Raw genomic sequence first — 18129 nt, forward strand, 5'->3', positions numbered from 1 at the left:
GATGGCTATGCAGGTTACAATGGTATAGCTGGAGTTACCTTGGTTGGTTGTTTGGCGCATGCCAGACACAAATTCACGGAAGCCCTTCAGGCTCTTCCTGAATCGGCGAAAACAACCCACGTAAAGGTGAAGGAAGGTCTAGCATTCTGTAACCAACTTTTTGGGGTCACTTCAAACGCAGCCAGCCCATTTTGGATGCTTTTTCAGCATGGCTCCGTGAACAAACCCCCCGGGTATTGCCGAAAAGTGCACTTGGGCAAGCAATCAAATATTGTCGTAATCAATGGGACCGTTTAGTGGTATTTTTAGAGGATGGTCGTCTGGAAATCGATAACAACCGGGCGGAACGGTCTATAAAGCCGTTTGTGATCGGAAGAAAAAACTGGATGTTTAGCAATACCGCAAAGGGAGCTAATTCCAGCGCAATTATTTATAGCATTGTGGAGACGGCGAAGGAAAACGGATTAAACCCATTTAATTACCTGAAATATTTATTTGAACAGCTGCCAAATATGGACATGACTGACAAACCGAAATTGGATCAACTACTACCTTGGTCACCGTCCATTCAGCGGAATGTCGTGTACCAAATAAAACTAAATAAATCATAACAATAGTCCACATCTAAAATGATATGCTTCCAATACAGTGGACAGAGAAATAATAAAAATTCTCTACTACTGTATTGGGGGCATTTTCTATGTCTAAAAGGAGAAGTAACCATACTTTAAATGAAAGGATAGAGGCAGTATTACGTGTGATGGAGGGGAGCGTGTCTGTAAGCAGGATTGCTAAAGAATACGCTGTCGACCGAACGACGATTAACGTATGGGTTCGCAAGTACAAAGAAAATGGGGGCGATGGTTTAAAGGATTCGAGGACATGGAAGGGATATTCCAGCGAGCTGAAAAGGGAAGCTGTTGAATTTTATTTAAATGGAGAAGGCAGTTTGAGAACGACTTGTGAAAAGTTCAATATTTCATCTCATTCGGTTTTATGTCAATGGATAAATCAGTATACTAGTGGGAAAGAGATAAAATCTACTAGTAAAGGAAGAGGAACCGTGAAAAATAGATGTTAGATAAATGAAACAGTTTGGATGACACAGAAGGCAATTGCGGAATTATATCAATCGACTAAGCAGAATATCAGCCTACATATAAGAAATATCTTTGAAGAGAAGGAATTAGATGAGGATTCAGTTGTCAAGTTTTACTTTACAACTGCAAGGGATGGTAAAAATTATAAGACGAAACACTACAATCTTGAAATGATCCTCGCAATCGGCTACCGTGTTCGTTCCCATCGAGGCACACAGTTCCGTCAATGGGCAACAGAACGCTTAAATGAATACCTTGTCAAAGGTTTTACAATGGATGACGATCGGTTGAAAGAAATGCGTAATTTTGGACAGGATTATTTTGATGAGTTACTGGAACGAATCCGTGATATTCGTGCCTTAGAGAAAAGATTCTATCAAAAAATTACAGACATTTACGCTACATCAGTAGATTATGACCCTAAAGCGGAAGTAACACAGGAATTCTTTGCAACGGTTCAAAATAAATTACATTTTGCAATCCATGGGAAACGGCTGCTGAGCTCATTTAAGATAGAGCAGATGCAGAGATGGAAAATATGGGTCTTACTTCTTGGAAAGGTGATAAAGTACGCAAGCGAGATGTTACTGTTGCTAAAAACTACTTGTCTGAAAAAGAGTTAAAGTCGCTTAATCGAATTGTTACAATGTATTTAGACTATACTGAGGACCAAGCGGAGCGACAACGTCCAATGTATATGAAGGATTGGATGGATAAATTAAATGCATTTCTACAATTTAATTATCGTGATATTCTTGAAAATACTGGAAAGGTATCGAAAGCCGTTGCAGATGAGATTGCGACTCAAGAATATGAGAAATTTAACCCGTATTGAGCAGAGTTCATTTGATGATTTTGATAAATTTATTGAGAATAATAATTTGAAGAGGTAGTTTTGTGGTTATAGGTAGTTACAAACTTCTCACCTACGTGGAATTTTCTACGAGAGTGATGATTATTAAGTGGTGGTAATATTAATCTTACCACTAAAAATAGTGAACCGTATCACAAATAGTGGTATACAGAGAGTGGAATTAGTTTTGGATAGTTTAACAATTAATGAAATGTTAAAATAGTTGTAGAAGAGATACTGTTTATTAACGGTATCTTTATTTTTTGGTTATAGGAAAGTGGGTGTTTTATGGAGATAATAGCATTTATTATAATCATTTTATTCGCTTCCGTACTTCAAACGAGTACAGGATTCGGATTTTCAATTTTGGCTACTCCATTCCTTCTATTAATATTTGAACCTATTGAGGCAATTCAAATAAACTTAATATTGTCTTTAATTATTTCTAGTGCATTAATAATGAAAATTAGAAAGGATATTGATTTTGGCATCCTTCGAAGATTTATGGTAGGAAGTGTTACTGGTCTGCCCATTGGAATTATGATCTTCTTGTTAGTTGAAATAAATAGATTAAAGTTGGGAGTGAGCCTTATTATCATAGTATTAACAATAATGCTCATTCTTAAGTTCCGAATTAACCAAAATAAGAAGAAAGATTTAATTGTTGGTGGACTATCAGGTTCATTCACAACAAGTATAGGTATGCCCGGACCGCCATTATTATTATATTTTTCAGGAACAGAGACTCAAAAAGAAAAATTAAGAGGTACTACACTAGCCTTTTATTTATTTATATATTTTGTTAGTTTAATCATCCAAGTTACTTTTGCTGGAACAAATAAGACAATCTGGGTATCGAGTTTATGGGCCTTACCTTTGGTATTTGTAGGATTGTACTTGGGACAACTATTATTTAAAAGGATTAATCAAAATATTTTTCGAATATTTACATATATAATCTTATTGTTTACGGGGATTTACTTGCTGATTGAGAGTTTGAGATGATTATAATCAATAAGGTAACAATATCTGTTCTACCACACCAAAATGCTGAGCCGTACCATAAGTAAATGAGGTTTTTACTGTATTTTAATGATAAGACGGAGAAAAGCATTTGTAAAATAATGACTTATCTCCGTCCTTTTCTGCTAATATGGTTATAATCATTAGTTATGTTTTTTTGTATTAATATAGTGGGGGGAAGAAAATGGGGGTTACTGTCAACAAACTTTTATTAATTGGAACGTTAGGCTTAGTATTAGGCGGTTGTTCTGAGATGACTGACGAGGAAGATAGTTTCGAGAAGATAACGGACGAGACATGGGTAGAAACTGTAGAATTAGATGAAGAAATTGAAGAAAGAAGTATTGTAGCGGATGAAATCACAACAACCTTCTATCCGGAAGTAAATAGACTAAGAAATCTTACCGAAGAAGATCTAGAGTGGTACGACATTATTATGACAAGATTAAATGCTATAGATGATTTCTCAGGTGATCGGGAAACTGTATACGAGATAGCCAAAGAATACGGAGAAGATCCTGAAGAGCTGTGGTCTGATTGGTTAGAGATCGTTAGTGCAAAATGGTATGGTGACATGGGTAACTATGCTATTTTATCAGAGAATTCTCATAAATTAACTACTGAAATCCTCGAAAAAAACATCGTGGGAGAAAATATAGAATCACTTGGCGGTGGATCTACCTTTGACGATGAAAAATTAACCACATATGCACATCAAGAGATATCCGTTGATGGAGAAACTTACAGAATTTCCTACATAATTGAACACAGAGATGATTTTAAGATCGCTGAAATAACTGAGTTTAAAGTTAACGGGCAAAAAATAGATTTATAGATATACTTTATATAGTGTAACTGGAGGAGTCAGTAATCATGCGCTGACTCCTCACCATAAACAAACTAATTACTATAGTTTATTGATACGATAGTCTATTTTGAAAAGACCTCAAACCAGCTTCTGCAACTTGTACATCATGAGGCACAGTACTTCCACTGACTCCAATTGCCCCTACTACCTTATCGTCGATGACAAGAGGGATTCCTCCTCCAAAGACGACAAGCCGCCCATTATTTGTTGTATTCAACCCGTAAAGTTCAGCTGCAGGAACAGTTGCATCAGCTAGATTTGCTGTTGGCATTTTTAATGCTACAGAGGTCCATGCTTTATTTTGAGCAATGTCGATACTTGCTAGCCATGCATCATCCATCCGGTGTATTGCAATCAGATTTCCTCCATTATCCACTACGGAAATTACCATAGAAACCCCAAGCTTATTTGCTTCTTGTTCAGCACCTGCAATAATTTCCTTTGCCAGTTCTAATGTAATGTTAGTCATATGTTTGCCTCCTCATTTAATAACTTATTTATTAATCCAATTCGGCATGTCTAAGATCTGGTTGAGATACAATCACCTTGTTCCTTGCTAGCTACCATCTCCTATTCTTTTTCCCTTACGAGATTTCTTACTGGTGCAAATCTATATCTTAATCTGCAACAGTAGTTAAACTAACATTCTCTATCTTTATACAATTCTAAAGTGTATTTCCTTTTAGTGGAAGAACGCACTTTTTTGTGAGAAGGTTACTTAAAGGATACTTTTAGAATATAGGGAAGGGGAGGAGCGAATGGAACAGTTAAGGTCTGAAGTTAAAAGGAAAATTGCAAATGGTGAGTTTAATTGTGAAAAGGAATTAACCTTATCCCTTTTTAGTGGTAAATGGAAAATAATCATTATTTACTATCTAGGTACAGAAGGGAAATTGCGATTTAGTGAGATTAAACGATTGCTTCCTAAAATTACACATAAGGTATTGACCACTCAAATTAGGGAGTTGGAAGAGGATGGGATTATACACCGTCAAGTATTTCCTGAAGTTCCTCCGCGGGTGGAGTATTCATTGACAGAATTAGGTAAAAGTCTCATGCCGATCATTCTACTAATGGAAGAGTGGGGGAAGAAAAATATTAAGTACTATTTGAGCTAAATGGCTATTCTTGTAAAAAATACACTTGTCAACAAAATCGTATACATGTATACAAATGCGTAAACTTTATGTGTACAAATATGTTTACGTGTGTACATATTTGTACACTCAGTGTTATATCAACATGTATACAAAAATGTAGTTATTGTTTACGAAAATGTATACAATCAGAGTGAGTTTGTATACAAGTTTACAAATTTATTTCAAATCAGTATTTATCATTGAAGAATCTATTAAACTCATATATGCTTTTTATACACAGAAAGAGTTTACATAGAGAATAGTTTAAAGTGAAACTCACTTTGTGTGTTTATTACATTGAATGTTTGTAACAGAATCTGTGATTAAGGGTTTTAGATTCTTCTTAGAAATAAGTATTGTCTCTCATAATCGGATAATGCGAGGAAAAATATTAATTGAAAAGGAATGATGATGGATGACTAAATCGAGAATTGCAGCAGTTGATGTTGGTAATGATTCAATCAAAGCAATCTTTGGAGAATTAGATTATGAAGTGAATATCCCGAACATCATAGCGAGGGATACAGAAGATCGTCCAGTTATTGGAATCGAGGAATTAGATAATAAAGATCCTCTAGAGGGCATCCATTTAAAAGTACATTCTCCAGCTCTAAAGGAAAATAATGCAATTTACCGAGTGGGTCATCTAGCGACTAAAAGTGGTAGTGCAGAAGAGTTGGATCCAGGAAGCAGCAAATCAGAAGAAGACCAACCACTAGTGATGCTGTTGGCTACGTTGGCGTTGGATGCAGCAAGGGAAGAAAATCAGTCGGTTTTCCCACGCGAAAAAAATGTTATCGATGCTAATTATACATTAGGAACTGGCCTCCCCCTTCGTGAAGTGAAAGAAGGTAAGGATGTTGGATATCGTTCGAAATTGGCAGGATCTGTACACCAGGTAGAGTTTCTTGTTACACCAAAGTTCCAAGGGTTAAAAGTGAACATTAAATTTAATGAAGTAAAAGTGTACCCGGAAGGCTTTGCTGCTTATATTAATCTTGTGATGGACAATGACCTTAAAGTTATTAATAAAGATTTAATTGATAAGAGAATTCTAATCCAAGACATTGGTGGCTTATCAACGGATATAGCGGTAATTCGTAACCGGAATGTTGATGATGATAAAGCGCAAGGATTTAATCTCGGCGTTTCTGAAGCACTAGAGTCGATAAGAGAAGAAATAAGGTCTAAACACGGAATAGAATTAGATAGCCGTCGTGATGTCGTTGATATCATCACAAGAAAAAATAACCGTAATCATATTATGGTTAAAGGAAATCGTACTAGCGTTCATGATATTACAGACCACATCCTGCTGGAATTAGCTAAGAAGCAATATCGTTTACTACGCAATATGTGGCTTAAAAATTCACAAACAGAGATTTGTTATTTCGTTGGTGGTGGATCGAACGTATTGAAGGATTATTTAAAAACATTAAATAATAATCTGGACGGATATAATATCGAATTCTTTGAAGATGAAAAAGAGAGCATTTGGATGATGGCAAACGCATATTATAAGCTTATTACCGATCATGTAAGAAAGACAGAGAAGAAAAAGGCACCAAAAGAGCCAGTAAAAAAATAAAGTAAGGTGATCTTGTGAAAAAGTCTGTCTCAAATGAGGTGAAAAGGGGCCAAGCGATTTCTTTTCGCGTCCCCTCTGATACGCCTGATCATTTATTAAAGCATCTCCAGAAATTAAAAGAAACGGAAAGAAGGAATTTTTCCAGTAAGATTGCTGAGTTTGTATTGCAGGGGGTTGGTCAATCCCTCTCAAGGGAAAAAGAAGTGATTACTATTCCCCTCCCCCACAAATTAACGAAGCATCAGAGGAATTGGCTAAAACATGAACATTCGGAGGCATTGCTGGGGAGCATTGTTTATCAGCTATTATCAGATCCTGCCCGAGCAGCTTCCTTGCTTGCATCATTGAATAGTAGTTCCCTGGATATTGATGAAGCTTTATATCTCCAAGAAGAAATTGACATGGGAGTACCTCCAATAGAAGAAGTAAACATGGAAACCCCCTCCCCTTCTTCAGAGAAAACGCCTTCAGCAGATGACTTGAATCCGTCAGACGACGATATCGATTCATTTGTATTGGAGAAAGTGAATGAGGATGATTCCGCTAACACGGAAGAAGACGACTCCGAAGAGGATTTGGATAGTCTTTTAGGGGATTTTCTAGCAGAAATGAATAAATAAATGGTATGAATAGATAGGATTATTGGTATTGCACAATACGCAAAACCAATAATCCTATTTTGTGTGGAAGCTATCGTTGAATAATCATTAATCTCATTTAATAAAGTATATCATGACAAGACTTTTAAGAGTGGAATTGCTTCAATTTCCAGTATAGGACTACATTGGAAATTGTTGGTCTATTTGAGGAAATGTATGATAAACTCAATGACGGTGCAGTTTTAAGCTATGGAGGGGATTTAAATGAAAACGGTTAGTCCGATGCAACCGATGACGCCAACAAGTGACCCATGGGAAGCTTATATGGATATAGAACAATTTGGAAAAATGACGTTATCAAATATTGAATTTACCACGACAGTGATGTGTAATATGCGTTGTGCGCATTGTGCAGTTGGTTACCAACTGCAGCCGAGTGATCCGGATGCACTGCCAATTGAATTAATGCTGAAGCGATTGGATGAAGTACCTCATTTACGTACGCTCAGTATTACAGGTGGCGAGCCGATGATGAATAAAAAGTCTGTTAAAAACTATGTCGTCCCCTTGCTGCGATATGCAAAAGAGCGAGGTGTGAAGACACAGCTGAATTCTAACTTAACTTTACCGTTTAATCGATATGAAGAGATTATACCTTATCTTGATGTGATGCATATATCACATAACTGGGGAACAGCAGAGGAGTTTGCTGAAATCGGATTTGCAAACATGGATCGGAAAGCTCCCATCGAGCGCAGGAAAAATTTGTTTGCCGTCATGATTGAAAACTCTAAGCGACTTGCTGATCGAGGTGTAATGGTATCAGCAGAAACAATGTTGAACAAAAGGACATTCCCTTATCTCGAACAAATCCATGATCAAATTGTAAATGAAATGGGATGTGTCCGTCATGAAATTCATCCGATGTATCCCGTTGATTTTGCCAGTAATTTAGAAACGTTGACGCTGGATCAAATGAGAGAAGGAATCATTCGCTTGCTGGACCATCGCCAGAAAGATATTTGGATGTTATTTGGTACGTTACCTTTTTATGCATGCAACAGTGATCCAGAGGATTTAGAGTTACTCAAGCGTTTGTACCGGGAAGAAAATGTATCATTAAGAAATGATCCAGACGGACGTTCCCGCTTAAATGTAAATATTTTCAGTGGAGACATTATTGTAACCGACTTTGGCGATGAGCCAACGCTTGGCAATATCCAGACGACGACCTTACTTGAGGCTTATGATAAATGGATGGGCACCAAAACGGCGAAAAGTTTGAATTGCCACTGTCCTGCAGTAAAATGTCTTGGTCCGAATATCTTAGTGAAAAACACGTATTACGAAGATGTTGATTTCAGTAAAAGAAAAGCGAGTATTACAGCCCCTTAAATTGGTATGAAACCAACTTAAAATTAATGTTGATAAGCTTTTAGTAGAGTGATCCACTAAAATTGGTGAATCACTCTATTTTTATTGAAATCTTTCTCCCGGTATATACCAAATATAACCTCAAATCCCTCACCAATCTAGTGCTTATTCAAATAACGGTGCTAGAATGATATACTCATTTAAAAAGATTACTAACTTGAGACTGAAGTGCTCAAAAACAATGAAATGGCAATGACGAAGGGTGATGGGTTTTATTGCGTAAATTAGCTATCGTAATCTTCATTTGTGTTTGTCTTACCCTATCTTATTTTACGATTGTGTCAGCAAGTAAAGTGTTTAAGACGGATTGGGAGTTGCCTCAATCAACAGAACAGGTGGATACGAAGCAACGACTCGTATTAATCACTCAGGAACTTGAGACTCCTTTTTGGGACAAGGTTGCAACTGGTGCAATGGATGAAGCGGAGAAGGAAGGGGTTAGTCTAGAAGTTTGGGGAAGCTACGGCAACAATCAAGAAGAGTTTTTGAAGCAAATTGAAATCGCTATCTATTCACAAATGGATGGAATTATTCTACAAGGGCTGGACACAGATGAGTTTAAAAACTTGACCAAAATAAAAGCTGCTTCATACGGAATTCCTATTATAACTGTTGCCAATGATGTTCCGATGGGAGATAGTCTTAGGAAATCATATGTAGGATCGAACCATTATGAGGCTGGAAAAATGATTGGGGAGCAATTAATAGCAGATATGGGCACGGTTGGAGAAGTAGCTGTTATGATTGATAAACAGCATCAATACTTCCAAGAACAGCGATTAGAAGGCATTAGAGAGGTGCTGCAAAGGTATCCAACTATCGATATTCATTATATTGAAACAGAGGATACGAGGAAAGAAGTCATTGCAACTACGAAAGATGTCTTGAACCGAAATCCTAATATAAATGCTTTTATCGTAGTCAACGTGGAAATACTTGCTGCCATGATTAATGAGATAGAAAGAAGATCACAAATTGAGCCTTATTTTATTTATTCTTTTGATGATGATTATGAATCAATCACATTACTAAAACAGGGGAAGGTTGATGGAATCATTGAGCAGGCCCCTGAAGAGATGGGAAAGATGAGTGTGAAGCTGATTTTGGACTGGCTTAATAATAAGAAAGTGCCCCTTGATTTGGAAGGATATCAAACGGACATTAAGATTATAAAGGCGAATGATGAAAAATGAACAGTATCCAGAAAAAGATACTGGTACTCGTAATAGCTGTTTTGTTCATTATGGTGATTATTTGGACTTCGTTAACCTATTACAATCAAAAAATGCAGTACCAGTACAACAATATACTAGAACGCTATTTAATAATGAATGAGGTAACTAATGAAAGTCAGCAAATTGTGGCAACCCTCAATAATTATATCATTGATCCAACAGCAGCTAATTTGGATGAGATAAATAAAAGTAAAACTAAGATCCTCAGCACGAAGGACGAGGTCATGAAATTCAGGAATACGGATAATAATTATGTACTGACAAGCTATGAAAATTTAATAGATAGTTTAGTTGAAATCATGGAACAATCTGTTTTGGCACGTTCAGAGCAACAAACAGAAGATTATTTGAATGCGCTGTCAGAGGCAAGTCGTATTTCAAAATATATTTCTGAAATGACTCTTACGATCATCGACAAGGAACTCAATACGTATAAACGTGTTTACCGCAGCATGATTAACAATTCAGAGGAGTTACTCAAACTGGGAATTTGGTTATTACCTCTAATTACGATGTTATTATTGTTATTTGCGCATCTGTTTTCCAAAAGAATAACAAAACCAATCAATGAATTGACTCAAGCAGCACATGAGCTGTCTTTAGGACGTTTTGATTTAGAGGTGGAGGTTAATTCAAATGATGAAATCTCATTTTTAGCTAAAATGTTCGATAAGATGCGGATTAATATTAATAATTATTTATCTGAAATCAAACAGAAGGCACAGTTGGAAAATGAGCTTCAGCAAAGCAAACTGTTACTGCAAGAAAGTCAACTTCGTAGTTTGCAAAGTCAAATCAACCCTCACTTTCTTTATAATACACTGGACATGCTATCTAAAAAGGCATATATAGAAGATGCAGAAGAAACTAGTGATCTGTTAGTCAATGTTGCAGAGCTTCTGCGCTATAATCTGAACAAGCTGGAGAATTCCGCCTCGCTTTTTGAAGAGGTGCAGGTATTGAATCAATACATGAATATACAAAATACAAGATTCATTGATCGGCTGCAATTTCATTTGGATATTGATGAATCGTGTTTAGACGTACAAATTCCTCGGTTAACTTTACAGCCGATTGTTGAAAACGCTATCATACATGCGATCGAGCCGGTTGAAGATGGAGGAAGTATTTGGTTCCGCATTATCGAGGAGCTTGAACATGTGAGAATAGAAATTGAAGATGATGGGCCGGGGATGACGGAAGAAAAAGTACAGCAGATGCTTCAATTGAAAAAGACAAAGTCGGAAGGGCATTTTACGGGAATCGGGATTAGTAATGTCGTGAAACGATTAAGTTTGTTCTATAACAATCATGATGTTTTTGATATCGAAAGCAAAGTGGGAATCGGAACAAAGATTATTTTGAAAATACCAAAAACGGGGAGAGTGGAAGACAGTGAAACGACTCCTGATAGTTGACGATGAACAGATTGTGAGGGAAGGATTACAAGCAATAGTATCCAAGAACTTCCCCGAGATTCAAATTGAAGATGCAAGAAATGGGAAGATTGCATTAGAAAAGGCTATTACATTTCAGCCAGAATTGGTGTTGATGGATATTAAGATGCCGGGAATGAACGGACTTGAAACGATACAGAAAATGATGGAAATAGATCCCCACATCAAGTTTATCATGATTACGGCCTATGCTGAATTTGATTACGCCAAATCGGCAATGAAGTTAGGTGTGAAAGATTACTTGCTCAAGCCAAGTAAAGCAAGTGAAGTCGTAAAAGCGGTCAGCAGAGTGATGAGCAAAATAAAAGAGGAAAAGAAATCAAAGGAAAAGAGCCTCCAGCAACAAACTGTTTTACAGAAGGCATTAACAATCGTAGAAACGGATGTTGTAACACAGTTATTATTCGACCATGTACATGAAGTCCATTTGGAGGAGTTAGTGGAATTATTAGATACACCGATGACAAGTGAAAAGTTTGTGATGAGTATCTTATTACCGCATGATTCCAAAAGTCTGTATGCAGAAATTAAACAACGTGTCAGAAAAATAGGAAGTGCATGGGTTGGTACATTGTATGGACGACAAATCCCTATTATTGTGTTTAGGAAACCTGATGAGTCTTTTCGCTCTCAAGCGATTACACTTGCAAGAGAGGTTTTATCTGTAGCAAACACAACTGATAAAGAAGGTTGGTTCATCGGAATAGGGAATGTCTGTCATTCATTGGACACGATACGTCAATCGTACCAAGAATCACTTATAGCTACGAAAGACAGCTCCTTACCTGTAAAATATCGTTTTTATTCTGATATTCCAGTAGCTGATACGATTAATAAAGGATATCATTCGAAAAAGCATGAAAGTCAATTGTTTGATCAAATTCGAAATGGTCAATGGCAGGATATTTCCGAGGAAATAATAGGTATTATTGAGTTTCATGAAAAAAACGGTGTCCATCTTTTAGAAGCCCAGCAACGAGTCTTGGAAATACTATGGGTTGCCTCAAGGGTGTTGAATGAGATCGGAGTTGAACTAGATTCCCCTTTATATTTTGTACAAATAAATGATTTTAAACAATTGCGAACGGAGTCGCTTCATTTGCTCAACCAAATGAAGCAGTCTTTCATCAAATACCAGAACCAAGTGGAAGATGACACGATTAAACAGGTTAGGCAGTATATCGTGGAAAACTCGCATAAACAGATTTCCTTAGATGGGATTGCGCAAAAGTTCAAACTGAGCCCTATTTACATTAGTAAGCTTTTTAAAGAACAGTTAGGTGTGAACTATATTACCTTTTTGACAGAATGTCGCTTAGAGCATGCAAGGAAGTTGATGTTGGATCCTGAAAAAAGTTTAAAGGAAGTTACGTTTGAGATTGGCTATCAAGACCCGAATTACTTTAGCAAGGTTTTTAGAAAAGTATATGGAGTATCTCCGACCGAATATAGAAAGTCGTTGCTGGTTGCTAAGACGGAAAGGACATAGAAAAGGGGTGAATGGAATGAAATCGAGCTATTTGATGGTCAATATCCTGTTTTTGGTCCTCCTAGTACTTCTTTTACTTACATCTTGTGAATCGAATAAAAGCAACACTGTGCATGGTGATGAAAATGTGAAATCCTCATCACAAGTAGAGACTACCAGGAATACGACAGAAGCAGATGATCAAATTACGATTGGCTTTTCTATGGACACTTTAGCAGAGGATAGGTGGGTAAGGGATCGGGAACTGTTTCGTAAAGCGGTTGAGGCATTGGGGGCGGAAGTGAAGATATTTGCTTCTGAAGGAGACGATGCTTTACAAATACTACAAGCAGAAACACTAATAAACGAAGGCATCGATTTATTGGTCATCGTCCCGCATAATGCAGAGTCCACTGCGATGATTGTGAAAAAGGCCCACTCGGCAGGTATTAAGGTGGTATCTTATGACAGGCTAGTTCGTAATTCTGAAATTGATTTTTATATATCGTATAACAATGAAATGATTGGAGAATTGCAAGCTGATGCAATCACTGAACTCGTTCCTGAAGGGAATTATGTCTACATAGGTGGTGCAGACACTGATTACAATGCCCATTTAATTAAAAAGGGAGTATTCAACGTACTTCACCCTTTCATCGAAAAAGGGGATATCAACGTTGTTTATGATCAATGGTCAAAGGATTGGCTACCTGAAAAAGCATATGAAAGTATGGAAGAGGCTTTAAAGGCAAATGACAATGACATTGATGCCGTAATTGCTGCAAATGATGCGACAGCGGGAAAAGCAATTGAAGCATTGGCAGAACAAGGTCTTGCAGGGGCAGTCCCTGTTGCGGGACAGGATGCAGATCTTGCGGGTGCACAACGGATTGTGATGGGGACTCAAACGTTAACCGTATATAAGCCGTTAAAGCCATTGGCAGATCTCGCAGCTGAAGTAGCTGTCAAGCTTGCTAAAGGGGAGGAAGTGACAGGAGAAAGCATGATAAACAATGGAAAATCAGAGGTACCATCGATTCTCCTTGCCCCTATTGTCGTTGATAGCCACAATATAGACGACACCATCATCGCGGATGGCTTCCATTCTAAACAAGATGTATATCAGAAAAACAATGAATGAATTTTAACTGAACCACCAGGTTAAGAACCTGGTGGTTTTTAATGTTTTTCTAGGTATCCAAGTCGAATTTAAAAAAATACAGATAATGATAATTTATTACCACAAGTAAGCGCATACATAGGTTGAAAGGACTGCTATTCTAAAAAAGAAGGTAATGAATATAGTATTCAACAGGGGGGTTAATATGAAAAAGTTTAAATTGGTTTCTGTTTTACTAGTTGCGATACTAATGGCAGTTGTAGCAGTAGGTTGTAGTGATGATGGAGAGACGAGTGCTGAAGGTGGAAATGAAGGATCTAAAGGTGGAAAGGTAAACATTGGAATTGTTTTACCTACCAAAGATGAACCTAGATGGGTTCAAGATGAGGCACGCTTTAATGATGCATTAAAAGACACGGAGTACTCAACAGAGATTTTATTCAGTCAGGGTTCCTCCGCTAAAGAAAAGGAAAATGTAGAAACACTTATTAGTAAAGGTATTGATGTATTGATTATTGCCCCACATGATGGTGCAGCAGCTGGAGCTGCGGTGGAGGCTGCTAAGAAAGATGATATTACTGTAATTGCTTATGATCGACTCATCACAGATACAGATGCAGTTGATTATTACGTAACATTTGACAGTGTTGCGGTTGGTGAAGCTCAAGGGCAATACTTAATTGATAATGCTGGTGACGGAAAAGGAATACCGCTATACCTTTATGCAGGAGCGGCTTCGGATAATAACGCATTCTTATTCTTCGAGGGTGCATGGAATAAGTTACAGCCGAAAATCGCTGATGGAACATTTGTGATTGCAAACTCTAGTGAAGCAGAAAGTCTAAAGGATAAGGCAGAGCTTTCGAGGGATGAATTAGGAAGAATTCTTGGCCAGGTTACGACAAACTGGGATCCGAACGAGTCTAAAAACAAAGCTCAAACGCACTTGACTGCTGCTAGTACAGACTTAAAAGGTGATGTTGCCATTCTTGCTCCGAACGATGGTACTTCCCGTGCAATAGCGGATGTTTTTGGAACTGATCCTGATATTTCAAGCTTTGTAGTGACTGGACAAGACGCTGAGAAGGCTTCTATTCAATATATTATTGATGGTAAACAATCGATGACTGTATTTAAAGATGTACGCACACTTGTTGTCGATGCGATGGGTATGGCTGTTGACATCCTTAAAGGTGAAACACCTGAAACAACAGGTACTTATGATAACGGAAGTAAAGAGGTTTCAGCAAAACAAACAGATGTCATTGTAGTGGAACAAAAGAATGTAAAGAGTGAACTCATTGACTCCGGTTACTATGAAGCAAGTGAATTCTCTGGGCTATAAAACGAAAATAACTAGTAATCTTAAAGAATAGTGATAGATTAACCATCTGTCACTATTCACTTTTACCATAGTTATTTGGTCGAGGAGGAATAAAATGAGCGAATATATTCTCGAAATGAAACAGATCACGAAGGAATTTACAGGAGTCAAAGCGCTCAGTGGTGTGAATTTCAAGGTGGAAAAAGGTGAGATTCATTGCTTGGTTGGTGAAAATGGGGCTGGAAAGTCTACCTTAATGAAAATACTAAGCGGTGTTTATCCATATGGAACCTATGAGGGTGATATTGTATTTAATGGTGAGGTTCAACGATTTAACAAAATCAACGATAGTGTTGAGGCTGGAATCGTCATTATCTATCAAGAGCTTGCACTATTTCCCGATCTTCCGGTATATGAAAATATCTTTATTGGAAACGAAGTGAATCATGGTGGAGTGTTAGATTTTAATCAAACTATCGTTGAATCTAAAAGATTGCTTGAAAAAGTTAATCTTAAAGTGAACCCTGAAACCTTGATTAAGGATTTAGGTGTAGGTAAACAGCAATTGATTGAGATTGCGAAAGCATTGAGTAAAGATGTAAAATTACTGATTTTAGACGAACCGACAGCAGCGCTTAATGAGGATGATAGTGAAAATCTATTAAGCTTGTTGCGCGAATTGAAGAAGCAAGGAATCACCTGTATTATGATTTCACACAAATTGAAGGAAGTGATCTCCATTGCGGATAAGGCAACTGTCATTCGGGATGGAGAGACGATTTGTACCTTAGATGCAGCTAAGGGTGAGATTAATGAGAATACAATCATTAAAAATATGGTTGGTCGTGAAATTGAGGATATTTATCCGAAAAGAGCAAAAAAAGACTTTGGTGATAACGTTCTTGAATTATCCAACTGGACTGCTTATGATCCGCAACTAGGCCGTAACGTTTCCAAGAATGTTAATTTACATGTGAGGAAAGGTGAAATTGTTGGAATAGCGGGCTTAATGGGCTCTGGGCGAACAGAGCTGGCTCTCAGTATTTTCGGGAATTCCAAGTCTTACAAAATACAAGGGGATTTATATGTGGAAGGACGTCCTGTCCTATTGAGGCATACAGAACAGGCTATTAAAGCAGGAATTGCTTATGTTACGGAAGATCGTAAGGGAGATGGGTTATTTTTACTGCAAGATATTAAGAATAATATCTCTGCAGCCAACCTGAAAGGTATATCTGCGAATGGGGTTATTAATGAAAATGAGGAAATCAAAGTTGCCGATCATTATAAAACTTCCATAGGCATTAAAGCTTCCTCCATACAGCAGGTCGTCGGTAATTTGAGTGGTGGTAACCAACAAAAGGTTTCATTAAGTAAATGGCTGTTCGTAGGGCCTAAGTTACTTATCTTAGATGAACCAACGAGAGGAATTGACGTTGGTGCTAAATTTGAAATTTATTCCGTAATGAATGAACTGATAGCTCAAGGCATGAGTATTATTATGATTTCTTCAGAACTTGGTGAAGTTTTAGGGATGAGTGACCGGATTTATGTGATGGCTGAGGGAGAAATCAAAGGGGAGTTGTCGGCTGCGGAAGCCGATCAAGAAAAAATCATGCAACTTGCTACGCAATAGGAGGTTAGTGCAATGAAACTATTGAATGAAGCGAAGCATTTAATTAAAGATAATATCCGGGATTACGGTATGTACATCGCTTTACTCGTGATTATGGTTACTTTTACGATTCTGACAGATGGCCTATTCATGTCATCAAGGAATATTAGTAATTTATTAGATTCTGCTGGGTATATTGCTGTTTTAGCTGTTGGTGTCATGTTAGTCATCGTCATTAGACATATTGACTTATCTATCGGTTTCCTAGCTGGATTCCTTGGTGCGATTGCAGCGATATTACTGATGCAAGTAGGAATGCCAGTTTATATCGTCATTCCAATTATTTTAGTTTTAGGAATTGCTGCTGGATCCATAACGGGTATTCTAGTTGCTAAAGTAGGAATACCTGCCTTCGTTGCTACATTGGCTGGTTGGCTTATTTATCGAGGTGCTATTCTATTAGCAACGGAAAAGACAGGAACCATCATTATTGATGATGATATGTTTAATGCGATTGGAAATGGATATATTCCATCGCTCATGGTAGTTGGTGGAGTTCATCTACTATCTTTATTAGTTGGTGCATTAGCGATTGTGTTCTACATATACAGTATGATTAAAAACCGAAGAAATAAAATAAAATATAACTTTGAAGTGGTATCGAAGGAAATATTTATCCTCCAACTTGTTTTTGTATCAGCTATTATCGGTTATATTACATGGGTATTGGCAAGTTACAACGGATTATCTTGGACAGTCATCATCATGCTTCTTGTGGTATTCATCTATCATTTTATTACAACGAAAACAGTTTTAGGAAGACATATTTATGCGGTAGGTAGTAATCCGGAAGCGGCGCATCTGAGCGGAATCAATGTGAGTAAGATTACATTGCTCGTTTTCGGTTCGATGGGGATGCTATCCGCCTTATCCGGTATTTTATACACTTCCCGTTTACAGTCTGCTACAACAACAGCGGGTACACTATTTGAGCTTGATGCCATTGCAGCAGCCTTTGTTGGGGGTGTTTCCGCTGCGGGTGGTGTTGGTAAAGTAACAGGAGCTATTATCGGTGCACTCGTTATGGCGACATTAACCAACGGGATGAACTTGATGGGAGTAGGGATAGCCCCTCAATATATCATCCGTGGTGGGGTGTTGGCCCTCGCCGTTATATTTGATGTATACACTCGGAAACAGCGAGCATAAAATCAAATTTGAATTCAAGAATGAAACGAGTCAGCTATGATAAATAGTTGGCTCGTTTTTATTAGGAGAAATTCACTCTTTGTAAGAATTAAAGCTT

General features: G+C 37.5%; 17 protein-coding genes and 1 pseudogene. 17 read left to right on the top strand and 1 reads right to left on the bottom strand.

The genetic code is table 11. The features are described 5' to 3' along the window. The 6 genes and pseudogenes from tnpC to M3210_RS10860 all read left to right on the top strand — a co-directional run. Positions 1-604: pseudogene (gene tnpC, locus M3210_RS10835) on the top strand (IS66 family transposase); the annotation flags it as partial. 96 nt (positions 605-700) lie between these two features. After that, a complete protein-coding gene (locus M3210_RS10840; RefSeq protein WP_251514243.1) occupies positions 701-1081 on the top strand; it encodes a helix-turn-helix domain-containing protein in 381 nt (126 codons plus the stop codon). Positions 1082-1099: 18 nt separating this feature from the next. Next, a complete protein-coding gene (gene rhuM / locus M3210_RS10845) occupies positions 1100-1723 on the top strand; it encodes a RhuM family protein (RefSeq protein WP_251514245.1) in 624 nt (207 codons plus the stop codon). After that, positions 1639-1935: a RhuM family protein gene (gene rhuM / locus M3210_RS10850; RefSeq protein WP_251514401.1), complete on the top strand. Its 297-nt coding sequence runs from the start codon at positions 1639-1641 to the stop codon at positions 1933-1935. The genes rhuM (M3210_RS10845) and rhuM (M3210_RS10850) overlap by 85 nt, the downstream gene beginning before the upstream one ends. A gap of 306 nt (positions 1936-2241) precedes the next feature. Next, the gene (locus M3210_RS10855) at positions 2242-2958 is read left to right on the top strand and encodes a sulfite exporter TauE/SafE family protein (protein ID WP_251514248.1); all 717 of its coding nucleotides are present in this window, start codon (positions 2242-2244) and stop codon (positions 2956-2958) included. Between the two features lie 202 nt (positions 2959-3160). Further along, positions 3161-3811: a hypothetical protein gene (locus M3210_RS10860; protein WP_251514250.1), complete on the top strand. Its 651-nt coding sequence runs from the start codon at positions 3161-3163 to the stop codon at positions 3809-3811. Positions 3812-3890: 79 nt separating this feature from the next. On the opposite strand, the gene M3210_RS10865 is transcribed toward M3210_RS10860, so the two are convergent. Further along, entirely contained in the window at positions 3891-4313 is a 423-nt protein-coding gene (locus M3210_RS10865; RefSeq protein WP_251514252.1) for a GlcG/HbpS family heme-binding protein, read from the bottom strand. 289 nt (positions 4314-4602) lie between these two features. Here M3210_RS10865 and M3210_RS10870 point away from each other — a divergent pair, with 289 nt between their 5' ends. The 11 genes from M3210_RS10870 to M3210_RS10920 all read left to right on the top strand — a co-directional run bounded on the left by M3210_RS10870 (position 4603) and on the right by M3210_RS10920 (position 18032). Continuing rightward, positions 4603-4962: a winged helix-turn-helix transcriptional regulator gene (locus M3210_RS10870; RefSeq protein ID WP_251514254.1), complete on the top strand. Its 360-nt coding sequence runs from the start codon at positions 4603-4605 to the stop codon at positions 4960-4962. 436 nt (positions 4963-5398) lie between these two features. After that, complete coding sequence (locus M3210_RS10875; RefSeq protein ID WP_251514266.1) at positions 5399-6571, top strand: ParM/StbA family protein; 1173 nt, start codon at positions 5399-5401, stop codon at positions 6569-6571. Between the two features lie 14 nt (positions 6572-6585). Further along, a complete protein-coding gene (locus M3210_RS10880) occupies positions 6586-7191 on the top strand; it encodes a hypothetical protein (RefSeq protein ID WP_251514289.1) in 606 nt (201 codons plus the stop codon). 243 nt (positions 7192-7434) lie between these two features. Next, positions 7435-8565, top strand: a complete 1131-nt coding sequence (gene yfkAB / locus M3210_RS10885) for a radical SAM/CxCxxxxC motif protein YfkAB (RefSeq protein ID WP_251514291.1) — start codon at positions 7435-7437, stop codon at positions 8563-8565. Between the two features lie 254 nt (positions 8566-8819). Next, the gene (locus tag M3210_RS10890) at positions 8820-9797 is read left to right on the top strand and encodes a substrate-binding domain-containing protein (protein WP_251514293.1); all 978 of its coding nucleotides are present in this window, start codon (positions 8820-8822) and stop codon (positions 9795-9797) included. After that, positions 9794-11257, top strand: coding sequence for a sensor histidine kinase (locus tag M3210_RS10895; protein ID WP_251514295.1), 1464 nt, complete (start codon positions 9794-9796; stop codon positions 11255-11257). The genes M3210_RS10890 and M3210_RS10895 overlap by 4 nt, the downstream gene beginning before the upstream one ends. Then, on the top strand, positions 11235-12785 hold the full coding sequence (locus M3210_RS10900; protein WP_251514297.1) for a response regulator: 1551 nt from the start codon (positions 11235-11237) through the stop codon (positions 12783-12785). Before M3210_RS10895 ends, M3210_RS10900 begins: the two co-directional genes overlap by 23 nt. 16 nt (positions 12786-12801) lie before the next feature. Then, entirely contained in the window at positions 12802-13905 is a 1104-nt protein-coding gene (locus M3210_RS10905; protein WP_251514299.1) for a sugar ABC transporter substrate-binding protein, read from the top strand. 184 nt (positions 13906-14089) lie between these two features. Beyond that, on the top strand, positions 14090-15229 hold the full coding sequence (locus tag M3210_RS10910) for a sugar ABC transporter substrate-binding protein (protein ID WP_251514301.1): 1140 nt from the start codon (positions 14090-14092) through the stop codon (positions 15227-15229). Between the two features lie 94 nt (positions 15230-15323). Beyond that, positions 15324-16844, top strand: a complete 1521-nt coding sequence (locus M3210_RS10915) for an ATP-binding cassette domain-containing protein (RefSeq protein WP_251514303.1) — start codon at positions 15324-15326, stop codon at positions 16842-16844. A gap of 12 nt (positions 16845-16856) precedes the next feature. Continuing rightward, the gene (locus M3210_RS10920) at positions 16857-18032 is read left to right on the top strand and encodes a sugar ABC transporter permease (RefSeq protein WP_251514306.1); all 1176 of its coding nucleotides are present in this window, start codon (positions 16857-16859) and stop codon (positions 18030-18032) included. Positions 18033-18129: the final 97 nt, after the last annotated feature.

Origin of the sequence: Oceanobacillus luteolus (genome assembly GCF_023715655.1) — a bacterium.
Taxonomy (GTDB): Bacteria; Bacillota; Bacilli; order Bacillales; family Amphibacillaceae; genus Oceanobacillus; species Oceanobacillus luteolus.

Excerpts from the sequence above, each read along its gene's own strand:
- M3210_RS10840 (WP_251514243.1), top strand. The coding sequence starts at position 701 with ATGTCTAAAAGGAGAAGTAACCATACTTTAAATGAAAGGATAGAGGCA.
- rhuM (WP_251514245.1), top strand. The coding sequence starts at position 1,100 with ATGACACAGAAGGCAATTGCGGAATTATATCAATCGACTAAGCAGAAT.
- rhuM (WP_251514401.1), top strand. The coding sequence starts at position 1,639 with ATGGGTCTTACTTCTTGGAAAGGTGATAAAGTACGCAAGCGAGATGTT.
- M3210_RS10855 (WP_251514248.1), top strand. The coding sequence starts at position 2,242 with ATGGAGATAATAGCATTTATTATAATCATTTTATTCGCTTCCGTACTT.
- M3210_RS10860 (WP_251514250.1), top strand. The coding sequence starts at position 3,161 with ATGGGGGTTACTGTCAACAAACTTTTATTAATTGGAACGTTAGGCTTA.
- M3210_RS10865 (WP_251514252.1), bottom strand. The coding sequence starts at position 4,313 with ATGACTAACATTACATTAGAACTGGCAAAGGAAATTATTGCAGGTGCT.
- M3210_RS10870 (WP_251514254.1), top strand. The coding sequence starts at position 4,603 with ATGGAACAGTTAAGGTCTGAAGTTAAAAGGAAAATTGCAAATGGTGAG.
- M3210_RS10875 (WP_251514266.1), top strand. The coding sequence starts at position 5,399 with ATGACTAAATCGAGAATTGCAGCAGTTGATGTTGGTAATGATTCAATC.
- yfkAB (WP_251514291.1), top strand. The coding sequence starts at position 7,435 with ATGAAAACGGTTAGTCCGATGCAACCGATGACGCCAACAAGTGACCCA.
- M3210_RS10895 (WP_251514295.1), top strand. The coding sequence starts at position 9,794 with ATGAACAGTATCCAGAAAAAGATACTGGTACTCGTAATAGCTGTTTTG.
- M3210_RS10905 (WP_251514299.1), top strand. The coding sequence starts at position 12,802 with ATGAAATCGAGCTATTTGATGGTCAATATCCTGTTTTTGGTCCTCCTA.
- M3210_RS10910 (WP_251514301.1), top strand. The coding sequence starts at position 14,090 with ATGAAAAAGTTTAAATTGGTTTCTGTTTTACTAGTTGCGATACTAATG.
- M3210_RS10915 (WP_251514303.1), top strand. The coding sequence starts at position 15,324 with ATGAGCGAATATATTCTCGAAATGAAACAGATCACGAAGGAATTTACA.
- M3210_RS10920 (WP_251514306.1), top strand. The coding sequence starts at position 16,857 with ATGAAACTATTGAATGAAGCGAAGCATTTAATTAAAGATAATATCCGG.